Annotated in this window: 13 protein-coding genes; all 13 read right to left on the bottom strand. The window is 42.7% G+C overall.

Features of this window, described 5'->3' with window-relative positions; translation table 11 throughout:
- Positions 1 to 10: 10 nt before the first annotated feature.
- The 13 genes from V1225_RS05220 to V1225_RS05160 all read right to left on the bottom strand — a co-directional run bounded on the left by V1225_RS05220 (position 11) and on the right by V1225_RS05160 (position 19,091).
- Positions 11 to 217, bottom strand: a complete 207-nt coding sequence (locus V1225_RS05220) for a helix-turn-helix domain-containing protein (RefSeq protein ID WP_201759567.1) — start codon at positions 215 to 217, stop codon at positions 11 to 13.
- Positions 218 to 297: 80 nt separating this feature from the next.
- Entirely contained in the window at positions 298 to 1,734 is a 1,437-nt protein-coding gene (locus V1225_RS05215) for an amidoligase family protein (protein WP_338547723.1), read from the bottom strand.
- Positions 1,683 to 2,546, bottom strand: coding sequence for a DUF4417 domain-containing protein (locus V1225_RS05210; RefSeq protein WP_338547722.1), 864 nt, complete (start codon positions 2,544 to 2,546; stop codon positions 1,683 to 1,685). Before V1225_RS05210 ends, V1225_RS05215 begins: the two co-directional genes overlap by 52 nt.
- Before the next feature lie 173 nt (positions 2,547 to 2,719).
- Positions 2,720 to 2,887 (bottom strand): hypothetical protein, encoded by a 168-nt coding sequence (locus V1225_RS05205; RefSeq protein ID WP_338547721.1) that lies wholly within the window; start codon positions 2,885 to 2,887, stop codon positions 2,720 to 2,722.
- Positions 2,888 to 3,388: 501 nt separating this feature from the next.
- Positions 3,389 to 4,486, bottom strand: a complete 1,098-nt coding sequence (locus V1225_RS05200; protein ID WP_338547720.1) for a helix-turn-helix domain-containing protein — start codon at positions 4,484 to 4,486, stop codon at positions 3,389 to 3,391.
- A 155-nt stretch (positions 4,487 to 4,641) separates the two neighbouring features.
- A complete protein-coding gene (locus V1225_RS05195) occupies positions 4,642 to 5,664 on the bottom strand; it encodes a hypothetical protein (RefSeq protein WP_338547719.1) in 1,023 nt (340 codons plus the stop codon).
- A gap of 67 nt (positions 5,665 to 5,731) precedes the next feature.
- Entirely contained in the window at positions 5,732 to 6,730 is a 999-nt protein-coding gene (locus V1225_RS05190; protein ID WP_338547718.1) for a hypothetical protein, read from the bottom strand.
- 12 nt (positions 6,731 to 6,742) lie between these two features.
- Complete coding sequence (locus tag V1225_RS05185; RefSeq protein WP_338547717.1) at positions 6,743 to 9,358, bottom strand: BspA family leucine-rich repeat surface protein; 2,616 nt, start codon at positions 9,356 to 9,358, stop codon at positions 6,743 to 6,745.
- 51 nt (positions 9,359 to 9,409) lie between these two features.
- Entirely contained in the window at positions 9,410 to 9,892 is a 483-nt protein-coding gene (locus V1225_RS05180) for a hypothetical protein (protein WP_160200900.1), read from the bottom strand.
- A 35-nt stretch (positions 9,893 to 9,927) separates the two neighbouring features.
- Positions 9,928 to 10,440, bottom strand: coding sequence for a hypothetical protein (locus tag V1225_RS05175; RefSeq protein ID WP_160200899.1), 513 nt, complete (start codon positions 10,438 to 10,440; stop codon positions 9,928 to 9,930).
- An 18-nt stretch (positions 10,441 to 10,458) separates the two neighbouring features.
- Positions 10,459 to 10,965: a hypothetical protein gene (locus V1225_RS05170; protein ID WP_160200898.1), complete on the bottom strand. Its 507-nt coding sequence runs from the start codon at positions 10,963 to 10,965 to the stop codon at positions 10,459 to 10,461.
- Between the two features lie 59 nt (positions 10,966 to 11,024).
- Positions 11,025 to 12,074 (bottom strand): hypothetical protein, encoded by a 1,050-nt coding sequence (locus V1225_RS05165; protein ID WP_338547716.1) that lies wholly within the window; start codon positions 12,072 to 12,074, stop codon positions 11,025 to 11,027.
- Between the two features lie 66 nt (positions 12,075 to 12,140).
- On the bottom strand, positions 12,141 to 19,091 hold the full coding sequence (locus V1225_RS05160; protein WP_338547715.1) for a VaFE repeat-containing surface-anchored protein: 6,951 nt from the start codon (positions 19,089 to 19,091) through the stop codon (positions 12,141 to 12,143).
- Positions 19,092 to 19,200 lie beyond the last annotated feature (109 nt).

The raw sequence follows: 19,200 nt of genomic DNA, 5'->3' as shown, positions 1-19,200 counted from the left end.
CTCGCACCTCCTAAATTTTCATCCCATCCTTAGTGATAAAGCGAATCTCCAGCTCCGACTCTGTAGCCTCCGCAATATCCTCTAAATCCTTAACCTTGAAATTGTCCCTAGATAACTTGTTATACAAATTCTGAGACGATGTGCCCAAACACTTTGCCAAATCCACCACATTCATGTCATTAGCGGCAAGCAGCACTTCTATCTTTTTCTTCATCATCAGTACTATGCTCCGATTATCATTTTGAAATTTCATTTTAACACTTTTTCATTTTAAAATAACACGAATTAGTTTGTTTGTCAATGCCTGCTCCAAGAATTTTTTGCTATGACAGATAATACATGCTGCTTGTCCTCTTTCCGGGAAAAAACTACATCCAAAGTGCGCATAATCGCTTCATTTGACCTCTGATTGTTTTCCTCATACGCATTGATAATATTGGCACGCTTTTTATCTGAGTCCGTTGATATCAGTGATTCCGTGCTACGCAATCTTGACCGTTCCGCGGAAAGAACCATGCCAGCTGCGAATTTAACATTGGCCTGAATGACCCCAGGAGTTAGTGTTCCGTTAAAGCCTCGAAATTCCACTGTTTTTTTGGATCCCAGCGGGGTAAAATTAATCATGCGGTATTTCTGCCCAAGTCTTCTGCTGATTCTGGAGAAAAAATCACTGGTATCTCCTTCGCCTGGAAGCCTCATAACAATACCTGTACGATTTAGATCTTCTGAAGATGCGGCATAATGACCTCCCCTGAACACGCCTTGCTCTCCTCCGGATATTCTTTTATAAACCTGCTCAAAACCAGCACCCATTTTAAAAAGGCGTCGCCATCTCTGTTTTTTGCCATCCAAAGCTTCGGAAGCGCCTATATGTACATGACCACCAGTTTGAAAATTCACCTGTGCCCCATGTTGTTTTGCCACATCGCAGACCTTTTCAATCGTCCGCCACGTCTCCGGCGTATCCGTAAGGATTGGTGATATCAACTCCCCACCTCGGCTGCCTGAAGTAACACTTCCGTCTCTCTCCAGCGCCCATTTACCCGGAACGCGTCTGCCATGATACCCTGACATAGAATCATTTCCGCAGATACCCATCTGATACAGTTCTGCAGCAATCGCATCACTATCCCCATGGACAAATTCGAGTTCAATACCGAAGGTGATGTCAGATCCATTCAGTACATTCTCATAAGTATACGGCACCGGCTCGCCTTGCAACCGCGCCATATCGCTTTCAAATATATCAGGATGTTCCGTATAAAAAAAATCATCGTCGGTACGCGCTCTTGCCGCATTACGCAGCTCAGCCGCCGTCTCCGCCCTTTGATGCTCTGACAAAACCTGTCCGTTGGACATTTCTATATCTTCTCTGCTGCCCGGCATGATACCCTGTCTTGCCTGTTCACTAGCCACCTCCACAGCCTCAACATGCCGACATCTGCCCTGACGATGCATATAATCCGGACATGTACAAGTGCCTTCCCAGATATTTACCCGATAAGAACCTCCTTCTGTGTTTACCTCAGCTTGATCTCTATCCACAAAATCAACGGTGACTTGTTCACGCCTATGTCTGGTTCGACTATCAATTTCTACTGTAATCGGATCCATGGCCTGCAATCGTCTCTCCAGTCGATCGCTCATCTCCTGGTCATTTCTGTTCTCCTGCTCAGTTCGATCTATTTCGTAAGTTCTTCCTGCAATAGTTCCGCTGTTCCTGTTCTTTGGCATATTTCTGCCTCCCTTCTGTATGATTTATCATAGTACGCGAGATTTCTCAGCAAAATTTGATTTTTAGTTAATTCTCCCGGCGCTTTCCCCGTTTCCGACAGAATCCCACGGCGGCTATGGACATATGCCGACTGATTCAGCACCGACAAAGGATTGCTGCAGACATCCTTTAAGAACTGCACCCTTTTGGATGATACCATTCCAGCCACGATGATTTCTGTTTCTGCAGGAATTCGTTCTGTAAGATACTTAAAAGCGGCGAGGTAATGCACATAGAAGTTAGATGCCCTAAGACCCGTGCCAACGGTCTGAAAGCTAAAGGCAACGCATCTGACATCTTTGCTATTAATTTCCTGGATCCACTGGTCCAGGTCAATCTTATTGTACCAAGAGATGTCCGGCACTGCCGGAAGCCCAGCATCCAACATCTCGTTATACACGATACTGCTGCGCTTAATGTTATATAGGTGGTCGATTCGCGGCGCATCTTCATAAACGCTGTAGTTCGGAGCTATAATCGCCTGCCAGGGAAATTCCTGCAGCTGTGCGTAGATTTCCCTGCGCTTATCCCAAATACCTTCCAAGGTTCGATCTTTGACGTAAAATTGCAATACACCCTTCACTGGCTGCAACAGATTCAGTGTGTCCTGTATGCCTTTACGCCTATACACCGGCGCTACACGCTCACCGTTTTCGCTGAAAAAATTACCACCGTGGATTCCTACGACTTGGCCGACATCAATAGCCGCAGGCATGTGATCCGGCAGCACGGGAATCAATGCTGGCAGCTGCCGAGACAGATTTCCTTGCAATGTGACTTGACCGCCGCCTACTTGAGCCAGATAATGCCAAGAGGAACCTCGTCGCGGGCAAAGAGAAAAGCACTGTTTACAATCAAATTTGCAAAAAGGCATCTCACATAGACTACAACCTTGGCAATACATACGCAGATTACAGATATCACAGCTCCGTTCACACAAATTATTCATAGTCTGAACACCTCAAATTCCGCTTCCACCGCTTCAATGGCTTTGAGCAGCTTTGTCCTTTCCTCCTGGTTCATCGGCACACCGCGCAGCAAAAGCAGCTGCCTTTTCACAATACGCAGCAATCTGACCAGTTCGATTACCGCCATTTCATAAACCTTATCCATATTCCTCCTCCGTTTACATGTCTGTCTAAGGCCCAAAATTGCACCTAGGATCGTTTTTGGCATCTTTTTCGATGATCTATTCGCCCGGGACGATAAAACCGCTTAAAGCGCAAAATAACAGTTCGCATCTGCGCCCGCATTTTTGAGAACCTAATCCCATTCACCCTCTCCTTCCTCACTTCGCGCACACGCGCGTTGACTGTTGAGGATGTTTTTCTAGTAATTAAAGTTTTTTGTTGTAGTTCTAGTAATTCTATATAGATATACTGTTTATATTAGTGTGGTCAAAACGACTACATGGACCCATTTCAACGGTTTGCGGGTTTTTTGCATTTTTTGCCCATGTGGTCATTTTAACTACATGGACGAATTTCAACGTTTTTACCGCGTGTTCGTTTTGACTACATGGACAAATTTCAACGTTTTTACCGTGTGGTCGTTTTGACCACATGGATCCGCTCCAATGTTCCCAGTCATTTTTCCACGTTTTCAAAGCACATCTCAAACGATATCCGGCAGTCCGTGGTCTTCCAAATAGGTTCGACGCCGGATATCTATTTCATCACGTTTTCTCATCAGTTGTTCTTTTTCCGCCGCATTGTCTGTCAGCATTACTCTCGTAAGTCTACGCATCACTTCGGTATAATCAGATTCAAGACCGCGTAGCTCCGGATGCGCATTCAGAATCTCATCTCGCCGCGTCTTTTCCTCCTGTTCCCGTTCATCTTTCTTTGCATCCTCTGCTTTCTGCTGCTGCACATCCTGATATGTCAGAAAATCATCTATCTCAAACGGGCTGTTACAAATCAACGCCTGCAGAAAACTTCTCATATTACGAATTCTGTATTCTTTATTCTTTAATATTTTCTTAAATTTAAAAAGTACAGTTCTTGTTGTATCTGCGTTTAAATTGTTCAAAACTGTGGCTATCTGCTCCTTTGACTTTATTGTTCCTCCAACCTTAATCTGCTCAGAATCAGCCATATCTGTGGCTGCCATATAGATCTTCTCTAAATACTTTTTGTCGTTTGGCTGCTGCTGTGAAATCTCATCGATTGCCATGACTTCACGCAGCCAGCTGTTGCCCCTTCCGGTTTCAGGCATTGGCGCCTGCCGTCTTCCCCGCTGTTTGGAATTTCCCGATTTGGAGTAATTGATTCTACTTCGTTTTGCTTGTTTTCTCTCTGCCGCATCTCCCACCGAACATTCTACCTGTTCTCTTGCGGCTGTCCCGCATAGCTCCGTCTCACTATTTGTCTGCAAATCCTCTTCCTCTGGAACGGGATTACTTACAAGAGTATAAATATTTCGGTCAAAAGAACCATACCTGTCTCTCTGTTTTGTAACAGTAATATATCCGCATTGCTGCAACAGCGAAAAATGCTTATAATAGCGCTTTGATGACATCCCTAGTTCTTCCAGCATAATATCGCGGCTCGGAAATGCTGAATTTCCATTCCCAGCAAATGACGCTATGTACCCATATATAGCTTTCGCTTCCGGCGACAAACGTCGATCCCTGTAAAGAATCTTAGGACTGATGCCGAAGCCCTGTGATAATATCCCTTCTGTTCTCAAGATTTCAGTTATTTCTTTCATGATTATACCTCTCTTCTTTGACGTTTGACGCAAAAAGCGAAAAAGGGGGCCATCACAACAGACGTTAAAACATCTGGAGCAATGGCCCCACATCAATCCACATATTCAGTTTTCCTATAAAAGCAGTGTTCTTCTCAAATGATTATCCTGAATTTTTAATGAACAGTTTTCTTATTTTTTTCCATTTTCTTTTTTAGAATCATCAATATAAGCCCTATAATAATGGACAAAATTGCAATTCCCGCTGTTACAATCAATACCTTCTGTAACAGCGAAAGTCCCACTTCTTCGTAATCCACAGTTATCATCACTTCATAGCTGGTATCTTTAATACCATTGGTATATGTTGCTACTGCATCATAAGTCGCAAGTGCAGGACTATCTGTTGACAATTCTTCTTCGTAATAGGCCGTCCAGTCGCTCGCTTTCCGTAATCCACTAAACTCTGCGTACCGAACTGTCCGCCCATTTTCTGTTACATAATTGCTACTCCATTTTCCATCGGTAATGCGGTAATCAGCCGGATTATAGTTCAAATGCCGCAAAATAGTTTCTTGATAACCTTCAAACGTTGGTGTTTTAGGGTTGTTTGGAATTTGCGTATCATCTAATTTGTAATAAGCGACATCTGAATCACCGATAAACTTTGCAGTCACTGTGAATGGTTTGCTATAACTGCTGCCAGTCTGCTTGATATCCTGTAACTTTCCAACAACGGATATTTCACTTCCATCCGGTAAAGATGTCGTAATTTCTTTTGTCTTGGGCGCATCCGGTCTTTTATCACTTCCCTTATAGGTAAGTGTTCCTGTTGCAGCATGGCGGTGATGCTCTGTCCACTCTACATCATCAAGTTTCAGCTTTTCACCCGATTTCGTAATACTTTTCTTCACCTTTTTATCAGTAAGATTTGTATAGGTCTTTTTTACTGTAACAGGCTTACTTTTGCTGATTACATCTGCAGTCACTTTTATGGCCTTATATGTCTTGCCATCCTCATGAATTTCTGCAGTCATATTGGCAAGCTCACCTTTGTCGAGATCGTCAAGCGTGATATTTGCATAGTCCTGACCCGTTGTGATAGTCCATACCTTTGTTGTCATGCTCCCTGCATAAGCGGTCGATGTAAGCGATAACAGTAGTATAAGGCACAACCCCATCACTCGCTTTTTCTTCATCCTCCTCACCTCCGATTTTTATATCACAAAAGGCAGCTTACTGCTGCCTTTTGTCTCTCATTATTTATCATTTATCCAATTTTCTCGCTGCAGCCAGAAGAGTTCCTGCTGCAAAAAGAATTAACAAATATTTTAGTAATGCAAAATCATCGCCTGTTTGTGGCGTACTGCCAGGTTGATTATCCTGCCCGCCCTCAGTCGGTTTTATCTCGCCCTGATTGCTACCGTTATTCGGCTTCTCCGGCTTAGTAACATCTTCTTTTACTTTATCTTTATGCGTCAGAATATATGTGCCGGCAGAAGATGTTTTTACAGTGATCCAGTTACCGCCATCCTTGTCGTAACGGTTATTGGCAAGCTCCTGCCCTTTTCCATCCTTTAGGTGTATTGCGATGATTTCATCATCCAGCAGTTTTCCATCGGCTTTTAACAGCAGTGTGATTGTACCGTTTATAGTCTCAATCTCTTTTCCGCCGATGGTGATAATCACCCGGTAGACAATTCCGTCTTTGCCGGCAATTTCTTTTTCCTTGCCAGTTGGGTTATCATCTCTAATGATAGTAACCACGATGTCGTCCTGCCCAGCCTTTTCAGCAAGGTCTAAAACGCCATCGGTGTCTATTACGACTTTGCCGATCGGCGTGTTGATAGACAGGTCAAGATCCGGTCTTTTACTGATTTCGTCCAGCAACGAACCAGGAATTTTTGTACTGATGTCATCGTCATCTTCTGCTGGTTTAATAACCACAACGTCAGAATCATATAGATCAGCTTGTTTAATCAGCTCACGCTGGTTTTCTTCTTTTACCTTATTTGTACCATCATCATCTGGTACAGTCGGCGTTGTTGTCGTCGTAATATCGCCGCTATCATCGTATTTTGGTACAATCTCAGTAATAACTTCTGTTGTCTCCGGGAAAATAAAGTTAAATTTACTCCTTGGCATTGTCAGATAACCGCCGGTCTCGGCGCTGGAACTTTGCGCATAAGCACAGGTAGGGACAGCAATCAGGATAGACATTACCAAAGCCATGATGAGGCTTCTTCTCGTTTTCTTTCTTTTCATCTGCTCCCCTCCTTACTCCGTCTCAACCGTTACTATTAGATTTGCAACCTGTTGCTGATTGATGGATTTGCTCACAATACCGGTTTTCCCAGTTAGCTTAAACACCTTTTGCCCATCGACTGCAATAGTGCCGCCAGCGGTATATGCACCTTTGGACAAATCAAATTCGCCTATTACAAGCGAGAACATTTTACTATCCTTTGCAAGTGCGGCAAAGTCAGTACTGTTTGCAGCAAGCGTCCAACCATTTAATATATTGTCCACCTGCACGCTGCTGACCGTAATTGCCTTTGAACCAAGATTTTCCACTGTTAAGTCACTTACTGTTAGATTAGCGGAATTTGCAGTACCAGTCATTGTGATAGATTCAGATACAGTAAAATCAAGCATTTTGCGGAGATATACATGACCCTGCGTAACGCTGCCATTGATGCCATATTTACTCTCTATATCTTCCGCTTGGCTATATGCTGCATCATCTGGCACAAGGTAGAGCGCTCCTTTCCCCAGATTTGCATTTTTTGCAAAGCCGTTCCATTCGCCCTCTTCGGTGCAAGTCTGCACACCGTTTATGATTAGCTCACCGTAAACTTCCGATGAACTATTAAACATATTGCTAATGTCACATGCTTCTGGAATGGTAAAGCTGTCAAATCGCACCGCTCCGCTGCTCATAAACATTCCGCTTAAATTTGCTCCACCTGGGAATTTCCAGTTTTCAATTCCGGAAAGCTCTACTGGGGTTGTTGCGCCCATGCAAAGCCAACCAAACATGTTATGTGCGTCCCTTACATTTGACATATCCCAGTTTTCCAATCCTACAATTTCTTCTACAGTAGTTTCTCCAAACATCTCCTCCGTAGAGGTTACATTTGACATATCCAGAAGAGATACATCAATCGAAGATACATGCATGCCGAAAAACCAGCGCGAGGTATTCAAAGGTGAAATTTTGCTGCCAACTTCTATAGCGGCTATTTCGTCTAGCCAACTCCATGGTACGCCATTGCCGGCTATGTTGTAATCATTTTTTGCGCCGTCCCAAGCTGGGTATTCTTTTTTGACTGCACCGTGCTTTGCTTCGTTAGCTTCCTGATCTTTTCCAGACTCATTGATGAGCAGAGTTCCATCTTCATAGAGGATAGTTCGCATGATATGGTCTTTCAACAAATATACATTTCCCTGAGATTCATTTCCAGAAGGACCATATTTGTCAATAGTTTCCTGCGCCCAGGTCAATGTTGCTGCGTTAGTTGGTGCGAGATATAAGGCTCCTCCAGTTCTATTTGCACCCCATGCAAGGTTAATATCTCCACCATATTCAGAAATAGGCATACCATCAATTTTTAGGGTGCCTTTTACATTATCAGCAAAGTTAAACATGCTATCAACAATACAGCCGCCCGGAATTGTTAAAAGGCCAATGTTATATTCTGATACTAACGGAGTAATGCCTGTTATTCCCGACATTGAAAACATACCGCTCAAATTTGCGTTACTATTGAATTTCCAATTTTCAAGGCCTAAGAAAATGACTTTGTCCGCAGATATTTTAAACTGACAAAATATGTTTCGCATGTTCGTAACATTTGATACATCCCAATTCGATAAATCTATAGTTACATTCTTGGTATCTGTACTTGCGCAGCCTTCAAACATGCTTTCCATGTTCTCCACATTACTAGTATCAATACATTCAATGCCTGGTATCTCTACTGTTCCTGCTTGATTACCAAAAAAGTAAAACATTTTTCTCATGTTTTTAACTTTGCTTGTATTCCATTTATTAAGACCAGAAAGGACGACTGATGTGGCCCGACTGCCTACACTGTCAAACATTTCAGTCATGTTTTCGACATTTGAAGTATTCCAGCTTTCTAAACCTGAAATCAATATACTTCCAGTCGCACTTTGACCTGTCCATTGAAACATTCCCTGCATATTTGTAACGCAGCCAGTATTCCAGCTTTCTAAACCTGAAATCGTTACATCGGAAGCAACGCTCCCGAAATTATAAAACATCATCTCCATAGTGGTGACCTTTGAGGTATCCAGATTTGCTAGTTCTGCCCTAATAGCGTTCGTACAATCAAAAAACCACTTTGAAGTGTCAACTGGAGATATTTTACTGCCTATTTCAACTGCCTTTATATTGTAACGAAATTTAAACCATGGAACCCCGGTATCTCCGAAGACATAGTCGTTTTCTTCGCCATCCCAAGCCGGATATTCTTTAGTCACAGCACCATGGGCAGATTCATTAGCTGCACTATCTGCTTCCAATTCATTGAGTATTAAAGTGCCATCTTCATAGAGGACTGTTCTAGTTCCATCAGCTGTGGTAACTCTCGGAGCTGCCTTTTTTGGCTTTCCAGAGGATTCCTGAGATACTTGCTCAGAATCGGCTTCATCATCTGTTGCCTCTACTTGGTCAGAATCTTGAGTCTCAGATAAACTGGTATCATCCACGTCATTCATTACAGTATCTTCTTGATCTTCTTGCACTGCGTCAATGAGAGTCTGCTCCATATAGCTATCCAGCTCTTCTGCAAAGGCTGGAACTGCCATTGCTAAAAGCATGGTCATAGTAAGCAAAAGCGAAAGCCATCTCTTAGATTTCTTTTTCAACGTTTTTCCTCCTTCCTATATAAAAGGGCGTCCATTTAGACGCCCTACTCATTAGTCATTTAGATATAGGGCGATAATCGTGTTAGTCTGTCCGATTAGATCTTTGCCCATATCGTAGCTATAAATCTCTGCCGTTGCAGTGTTTTTGCCTTGTTGCAGAGCTGACGTATCAATAACATCTGCCTGTACAATATCCCCGGATTTAATAAGCCCGGAATTATAAACGTAGGTATCTCCCACTTTGATTTTGCATTGCAGCTGCCTGTCCTCATTAAGATTTGCAAAAGCAAGATCCTGCATGGTATCCTCATAAACCTGTACCGCTGAATTGATACGGATTCTTACTTGTCCCCCGTTTGTGTCGCTTAGCTCCTCATTTGTCTGCACGATAACAGCTGTTTTGCTAGTCTCAAGGTCATCTGAATGCAGGGCATGAAATAGTCCTACTCCCAGCATAACAACTGCAATCAGCAAAACTATAATCAGTATTTTTTGTTTTTTGTTCTTTTCGTTTGTATTTTCTGTACTTTCCATTACGTACCACCTTTCTGCTTATAGTAATAACGGATTTATGCCAGGCTCAAAGTGACCACGATAGTGGCTGCCTGTACATGGTTTACGGCAGTTGTTACAACGCCGGTTTTTCCTGTAAAGGTAATGTCCTTTGATGCACCGGCAGACACACTACTGTCAGCCTTAGCAAAAGTCGGACAAGTTTTGGTAATATCCCAGGTGGAGCTTCCCAGTGTTGGTGTCAGGGACAGCTTTTTGGCGTTTGCATTCAGTGCTTTAAAGTCTGTAGCTGCGTCAACCAAAGCCCAACCTGTTGCAACGGTTGCCGCTACCTTGTCAATGTTAATAACACCAGCTGCGCTGTTATTAGTAACGGTTACTTTGTCCACCATTAAGTCTACAGCATTTGCAGAGCCTGTCATATCAATGGATTCAGTCACTGTCACATCAATCGCAGTTGCCGGCACAGTCATATATGCTGCTACATTGCTGTCGTCTGCAAAAGCGACAGCAGATGAGCAAAGCACCATGCTAAGTATGCAAATAACGGATAAAATTTTCTTTTTCATATTCTGCACCTCTTTCCTTTATTCTTCCACTACACTAACTGTTGTTACAAAGTTAACCACCTTTGCTTTATCAAGCGCAGTAGTTACTCTACCAGTCTTACCAGTAAGACCAACTGTTACCTTATCTTGTGGATTGATGTTACCGGCACCGGTGTATGCACCAGTAGACATATCGTGGCTTCCTGCTGCCATGATGCCAATCTTCTTAGCATTTGCGCCTAATCTTGCGAAGTCAGTAGAATCAGCAACTACTGTCCAGCCATTGTCTCCGGTTACTTCGATAGAAGCAGTCAGTACACCGATTTTGCTGTTGTTGGTGATTTCTAGGTCATTGGCTGTTAAGTCAGCGGAATCAGCAGTACCCGCAAAGATGACTTCCTCTGTTACGCTAAAATCGATTGCAGTGGCAGGAATATTGATGTAAGCCTGTGTCGTCTGTGGATTAGTTTCGGCTGCAAAGCAGCTTCCTGCAGTACCGAGGGTTAAAGTAAGTGCGCAAAGCGCAGTAATCATTTTCTTTTTCATTTTTGTTTTTCCTTTCGCTTTTAAAATTTAAGTATTTAGATATATTTTTTCGTGCCAGATTAAGCAGCGGCACGTAATGGACTTTCGTTTGTGTTAAACACTTCTTCCACCAATAACTGATAAGTCATTGGTGCTTTATTTTGCAGCATTTTTGGATCTTTGATTAAAATATCAATGCATTCAGCGAGCCATTCCGCTGCATTGCTTGCATAATACGCACCGAGCTGCAATTTCTTGTTTTCCTGTATGAGATATTCCAGTTCATTTATGCTTTGTCCTGGCCACAAATGCCGACTAAGCGCATGTCCAATTTCATGATGCAGTGTATACTCCAAATTGTATGACGAGGAGTTTTCTTTTACATAGATTGTTGCCTTTGCTACTGCGGAAGTGGTATAACCACCATTGCCATTCGTTTCAAATGGTTCTTTTAGCTTCTGCTGTATATATATTTCGGCATCTCTTTTTACTAGACCGTCCCGCATATAGGACGGTAAAAGTGCATATTGCATATAAAATCTATTCTTAATCTGTTTTTGCTTCGCAGAGGAAAAATCCTTACTGCTGATATGCAGCGGAACATATGCAGGTTTCTTCACCTTCTTAATCGCTGATGATTTTTTCGAAATATATCTCAGTTTCCCGCTTACAAATGCTACATACCAGCTTTTGGTCTCTCCTATGGTGTAAATGCTGGTTTCATTTGTTTGCTTTTTTGCAGCCGAAAGACTCGGCAATGCATATAAGTACAGTTTTGGTGTGACTTCCAGTTCCTGAAAACTATAAGTAAGCGCATATGCGTTTTTCGGCTTTTCCGTTGTCAGCTTTGCGGCTGGAATATAAAAGGTTTTGCCAAAGTAAGATGTTTGATAATAGTAGTCCTTTTTTCCACCTGGCATGGTGGCATATACCTTTTTTCCAACCTTGATTTGTTGATTTTTTCCTACTGGACAAACCGCATATTTTGCGGTTTGATGACCGCTGCTATAGATCCAGGTCTGCTGCTTTGCATACATGGTTTTCTCGCTAGTTCCAGCAAATGTGATGCTTGCGCAGCACAGATTCAAAACCAAGAGAAAACATAGCAGTAAGATGATCTTCCTTTTCATCGTTTTATCTCCAACTAAAAGAGGACAGCTAAAAAGCTGCCCTCTAGGGTAATAACGGATATTCTTTTATTCTTTTCTCCTTATTTTGCGATAGATTTCAAATATGGCAAGTAGTGCCATCACAGCAAGGGCAATCCATATCAATAGATTTGCGGTATCGCCAGTTTTTGGTGTGATAGTCTCAACTGTAATGCTTGTATCATCGTAAGGATTCGGTCCTTTTGGTGGTGTCAACTCGACAGTACCGATTTTCTTTTTAAAGATCACTGTCTGATTCTTATCCTTGATATCCTTATGAACCGCAACTTCTTTGCCATCATATTTGAGACTTTCAAATACAACGGTTGCTTTTCCAGCAAGTGCAGATGCGTCCAGAGTAAATTCTAAGGTCACACTTCCGTTTGCGGAGTCTGCAACGAAGGTCTTTTCTGCGGTTATTTTTTTGCCGTCAACCAAGAGCGCCTTACCAGTTTCCTTGTCCATCAGCACGCCGCTTACGGTATATTCCTTGCCAGGGAGCAGGTTGAAGTATGTCACTTTGTCCTTAATTGTAACCTTTTTATCTGCATTAGAGATGCGATCTTCTGTCTCACTATCTGTTGCATTGGTTTTAATTTCTGGGAAGTAAATGGTCTGTCCCTCATCGGTAATCTCCTTATGGACTGCTGCCTGCTTATCTTCCGGTGTATCCGGCTTACCGTCTTTATCGGTGTCAATATTTTTATATAACTCCTCAAATACAACGGTTGCCATATTTTCTAACTTGGAACCATCGAAGGTGAATTCCATATCAACGGTGCCGGAGGATTTTTCCGGTATGAACACTTTCTCGGCAGTCACAGGTTTACCATTTACCAGTAATTCTTTACCGGTTGCCTTATCCATTAACACGCCTTTTAAGGTGTATTCCTGACCAGGGGTTAATCCGGTATAGGATACGGTATCAATGATTGTAACCTTACTATCAGCTTTTGAGATGTGCTCATGAGTTTCACTGTCCTTTGCAGTTGTGCGAATAGATGGAGTATCCGGTGTCCCTGGAATATCCGGGATTTCCGGTACATCAGTCGGAATTCTGTCATTTTTGATGTTGTTTACAGTGATATTTAGCACGCCCGCATCGGTATTGTTTCTTGCATAGGTTTTAGCAGTGGTGTTTTTGATGTTAATCAGCTTCATTGTTTTGAGGAAATCGGCTGTTACTGGATTTCCGTCAACAGACAAGATGCTTTCTGTTTCCAAGTCATCATCAACATAACCGGAAGCATCCATATAGAAGTTGCCAGAAGCATCAAACTGAACGGTATAAGTAACGCCGTCAGCAAAGTTGATAACAGCTTTTGTAGCATTTACAGCGGTTTCATATACAGGTTTTCCGTCTTTATCTACCTTCTGGATTTTTTCTCCATCCGGATTATCTGGGTTTTCGACCATTACAGGTGTTTTAATAATTCGCTTCAACGTGATGCCATCTGCATAATCTGCAGCATCTAATTCGTTTTCATCTACGGTTACACCAGTTACAGTGCCTTTAGTAAAGGTCAACTCTGCTGCAGCATAAGCGTAGTCAATAGACGCAGTGACTTCGGAAGTTCCAACTGCACTTGTCAGTGCCAGCTTCTTGTTTGCAGGCCGCACTACAGTAAAACCACCTTCACCCTTATCGGTGTTTTTAGGAGGTTCGTATTCATAAGACACCTCGCTGAGCCAATTTGTTTTAGTTACTTTCGGGCTGTAGGCAACAATTGTCTTTGTTCCTTCAACGGTTTTTGCTAAAGTCGTTTCGTTGCCAAGCTCTAATTCAGGGGCTGCACCACCATCGAAAGTTGCAGTATATGTTGTCTTAGTAGCTGCAATATTTAATGTGCTGCCGTTTGCAAATGTAACAGTGCTGCTCTTTCCCGCAGGAACCGTAACTTTCGTTCTGGTTCTGCCGTCCAGTTTTTCTACAACGACATTTTCTGTAGTCACTGACTGCAGCAGATCATATTCTGTGCCATCTACTTTCAGATTGTTCATCGGCTTACTGTACAGGCTTTCGATATTAACAATCGTCTGGTCGTTGCCATCCTGCGTTACATAACCGCTTACGCCAATATCATCGTAAGCAAAATCAATCTGATCCGCAGTCAAAATATCCACGGCGTCAAAATAGTATTTTGCGCCATTCAGCTTATATCCTTCCGGTGCAGATAACTCCTTAATATAGTATTTGCCAAGCGGCAACTTCACGATTGCTGTACCGCTGCCATCTTCTCTGGTTGTGATTGTACCAACTAAAGAGTCTGAGCCAATCTTCTTTGTATCAATTTTTTTCTCGGTTTTCGTTTTGGCAGTGATTTCTTCTGCAGAAAAAACACCAAATACAGCACCGGCACCCGGCTGGTACTCTTTGCTCTTGTATGCGGTTTCAAATAACTTAGAAAGGTCAACTTTTACACTGACTGCTGAGTTATCCAGTGTCGCTTCGTCCCAAATGAGAGGCGTATACTGATCCGCATATTTCAGTTCAAATTCTCTCCACTGCGAGCTGTTTACATGACCGTTTCCAGATTTCACTTCCTGGATGTAATATTTACCAAGCGGCAGGTTTGGTGTTGTTGCAATACCATTTTCATCGGTGGTAATTGTAGCAACCGGACTACCTAATGGATATACCATTGTTCCCTCAATGCTCTTAAACACGAGCTTACCGGCTTCTTCACCGTCATCGGTGCAGTTTATCGGCTGAAGGGTTGTAGTATCCGGAAACGTTACCTTAAAGCCACGGTTTTCATCCTTGTTATCAGTTACAATCACGATTTCATAGGATACTTCGTCTTTGCTTTCCGGGCTGACTTCATGACGGATTACCTTGACATAGTTTGATTCATCAAATACTCTGTCAAACTTTGTGTTATCCGGCGTCAGGCCTTTGCACCACTCAATCAGCTCTGTTTCCTCGTCAGTTGTATATTCGATGGTCGGATACAGCTTTTCAACTGAAGTTGTATCTTCTGGTTTACTATCCACACCAAAGTTATATAACTGGCTCTGTTTTGCGTTAATGGTTGTAATCGTTTGGCCGCCCTGATAAATCATAGACGTTTTAATACCGTTATTTACCTTAAAGTAAACAGGAGCTGCATCAGTCGGTGCAGCAGTAAATGTTGTGATATTATCAGTTGTTTCATACTGATACGCATCAGAGTGCGTAATTTCCGGAGTTACTTTCCATGGGTTTGTTACTACAGTTTTAGCAATCTGTGCTTCATTGTCAGCAGCAGCATCTACGATCAAACCGTCAAAGGAAAACACAAAGCCGTCTGCACAGTCAAAGTGCTGAGACAGTGTGAAATCCCATTCCTGATGATAGGATTTGTAGAAGTTGCCATCCGCATCACAGTTGATCCAGCGACCTGCACCGCCATCAACAGTCCATACCATATATACTGCTTTGCCGGATTCTGCATCAGTTTTTGTAATCTGATACATATCAGCTTTATCAGTTTTTACAAAACCTTCCGGAATTTTTTTCGGTGTATTTGCATCTTCAAATACGCCATCTTCATCGGATGCTACCCATTTCTTTTTGCCATTGTCATTTACATAAACCTTATAAATAGTTTTTGTAACCGGTTCGTTGGTTTCTTCGTCAAGGATTGGATTTCCATCATCATCAACCTGTGGTTCTTCAAAGGTTGCCAGATACTTGTCAGCTTTCTTCACAAGTGTCCAGCCATCTTTGACCTCCGGATCTTTATCCTCGTCAAGAGGTACAACAAGTGTCATTGGTTTCAAAATTCTGGCGGTAATATCATCATTACCATATTCATCAACAACTTTCTTGTTTAATTTCACCATGTTTTTATTCGGCAAAATCAGGTCCATAATATCAACATCTTCTTCCCCACTTTTTAATGTTGGAGTTGTGTAGTCGATACCTGCAACATAATCATCCGCTACCATGTCTTTCTTCACATGGATATTGGTATAGTTCATGCCGCCCTTTGTATAGCTGAGGGAGTAATCTACCGTGTATGTAGATGTGGTTCCTTCCTTGTCCTTTACAGAGTATTTTGCGGAATAAGTCGCACCTTTTTCAGACTTTGCAATGTATTCGGTTCTGCATTCATTGTCATCACCGATGTCAAGCCCAAACCAGCGCAAAATCTTTTCGCCAGTCTTCAGAAGCTTTTCCCAGAAGCTCAGTGCGCCGTTCTTTTTGCTATGGTCACGGGTGACTTCTTCTAGCGCCACTTCTTCATTTGTTTTGCTGTCATATGCTTTGATTCTCTGCACATCATCGACCTGCAGAATATCTTCTGCTGCGTATACGTTGAATTTAGCATTCTTTAATCTTGTTTTGCCCCATACTGCAGAGAAGCCTTTGTTTCCACCAAATTCTTCATTCAGCCAGCCTGCGAGAGATTCACCATTTTTGGTAATCTGGATTTTTCCTTTGACCGGATTGTTCGGCATTTTAATAGTCAGATAGTAGGTCACATAGTCCTTGCCGTCCTGATGCGGCGTCTGCTCTGTAACAGCAAACTTATATTTGTTAAAAATAACCTTCTTGTTACTGGTAAAGTCCGTTACTCTATCACCAGAAGCATCGTAGATAACAACAGCATCTTCGAATTTCTTCGGCATATTTGTGCTGCTGCCGACACCTTTTTCATCGTATTCGCCGATAAAGTATCCTTCTGGGGCAGTCACTTCTTCAATCTGATAATTACCGTACTCAAGCTCATATGGCAGCACAATTTGACCGTCCGCATTACACTTGAAAATGTAATTGTTCTTGCCGGCAGCATCGCCATCGGTGTAGCTGCTGCCGTTTGGCAGATACTTACCGTAGTTCGGAGATAATGTTGGGTCTGCTAAATCCGGGTTTCCAAGATACTTAATCCGGAATGCTGCGTTTTCGTTTAATCTGACAGGCTTTCCTGTCTCTGAGTTTGTTTTGATAATCTGTACTTTGTTCTTCTTTGGTACATTATCGGTATCAGTCGAAATCAGCTGTCCATCTTCGGTTACTGTTACTTCATGGGATTCCAAAACATATCCGTTAGAATCTGCAGAAATTTCTTTTACGAGGTAGTTACCATAAGGCAGATCAATAATCCTAATCTGACCAAACTTGCTGACAGTTAAAGGATGTTCATCATCTGCAGGTGTACCGCTATTGTCTCTTACAACACGATAGCAGTTAGCAAATTCATCATAGCCCCTTTCCCCTTCTTTTACAGGTACAACTTTGATATATGGGTGATCTTCAAAACCGCCAGAGGTAAGCTCAATGGTCCACTTAGAATTTGTCGAGTATTCGAGTTTACCGCTTCCGTTATCTGGAGTGAACGGGTCAAGGTCTGTTTTTGTTTTTACAATCTGCAAACGCCCACGGTAGTTATCATTCACGTATGCCTGACTTCCCATATCATCCAACATCGGCTGCGGATTTTCCGGATCGATATCTGCAGCGTCTGTTAAAGTACCGTTTTCATAAGTGATGTTGTACTCAATCGGACCATCGTCTACAGCGTGCGCATAATATGTGATGGTTCCGTGGTCACGAGTACCGCCCTTTTCATCCGGGAAACGGCCATCCGGTACGCCGGATTCCTCGGTGCTGACCGTCTTAGTTCCCCGCCAGTAGTGGTGTACAGTGACTTTCTCAGTTCCCGTATCCTTTTTCTCTACTTTTTCATAATCCAGTTCAGATACATCATCCCAAGGCATAAAATAAAACGGCTCATCGCTATATCCATTTACGTCCAGTGTTTTGGAATCAACTACTTCGCCGTCTACGAGAAGGTCAATCGTCGCATCCAGCGGCGCATCACCCATACCGGTATGCGTATTATTGTCAAAGCCTAAATTGGCATCCAGTTTCTCAACGTCCAGCTCAAAGGACGGCAGTTTCGGTTCCTCCGGCTCTCCTGGCTCCGGTTCTGTTTCTGCTGCTGTTACTTTAAAATACATCTCTACTGGGTCATCTCCGCCTGTTGCCACGGTCTGCAAGTGATTAGAATCTGCAACCGGACTTTTCTGATTGGTAGACCATACCAAAAGATCCTGCTTTGGTTTTGACACATCGATATTCTTTTTAGCCAGAATCGGCTTTGTAATCGTTTTCGGATTTACATCACAGGTAATGGTGTATTCGTTACCGTTTCTCTTGATTTTGATGTGTTTATTGGTGGATTTAATGTCCTGTCCTACTTTTTTTGTATCTTTCTTTACAGCTTTCCACGTGCCATCTGCCTGTTGCTGCATTTTAATCGTATGACGACTCCCTATCTTATCGCTGTATTTTGCTGTCCAACTGGGAACATTCACATATTTCTTCATCTGCGTCAGCATCCAGTTGTAAATCTTTTCTGCTGGACGTCCTTTTACCGTGTCACGAAACCAGTTCGCGTCCATAGCATATTTTCCCGTTCTACTCTTTAGCCCACTGTCAACGGATGTCCGAAGTCCCTGCTGAAATTCCCAGATGATATTTTGGGTTGCCCAGTACCAATCATCCAAATTGCATCCTTCTACTGGCACATCCTTTTGAGTATGCCCCGGCTGTTTTCCAAACAGCAGCGCAAGACGCATACCTTGCAGTGTACTTTCACTATATGGTCTCATCCATCTTAGTTTTTCTAGCTCCTGCTGTTTTTCTGCACTGTACCCAGTGCCACCTGCATTCAGCCATGCACCATGCTCCAGACAATATCCGGCATAAGTGCTTTTCCCACTATCTACTACAATAGTTTTCTTAGCGGAAGTCGCTCTTGCAAGGCGGTAAACAAATCCGTCCCCTTTTGCATTGGAAAATTTCGCATAGTAGTAACCACCGCCTTTGTTATTCGGATAGTATGGCTTTCCATCAGATCCCTTTAGCGTTCTGCCATCATAAACAGAGGCTTTCGTTGCTGCATAAGTAGTCTGAAATGCCTGCTGTGGCATATATGCTGCCAGCATAATTACTGTCATAAGAAGTACAAACGCTTTTCGCAGAATCGGATGTTTCTTGTTTTCTAACATCTTGCTCCTCCTTTATATAATCTTGAATTTATATATATAAAAACAGCGCATCATGCGATACGCTGTTGGTTTTTCATATATGAAAAGAGCAGCCTTTCAGCTGCCCTTT

Origin of the sequence: Emergencia sp. JLR.KK010 (genome assembly GCF_037018265.1) — a bacterium.
Taxonomy (GTDB): Bacteria; Bacillota; Clostridia; order Peptostreptococcales; family Anaerovoracaceae; genus Senimuribacter; species Senimuribacter intestinalis.
The sequence above is the reverse complement of the archived record's forward strand: the minus strand, read 5'-3'. Positions and strand labels throughout refer to the sequence as shown.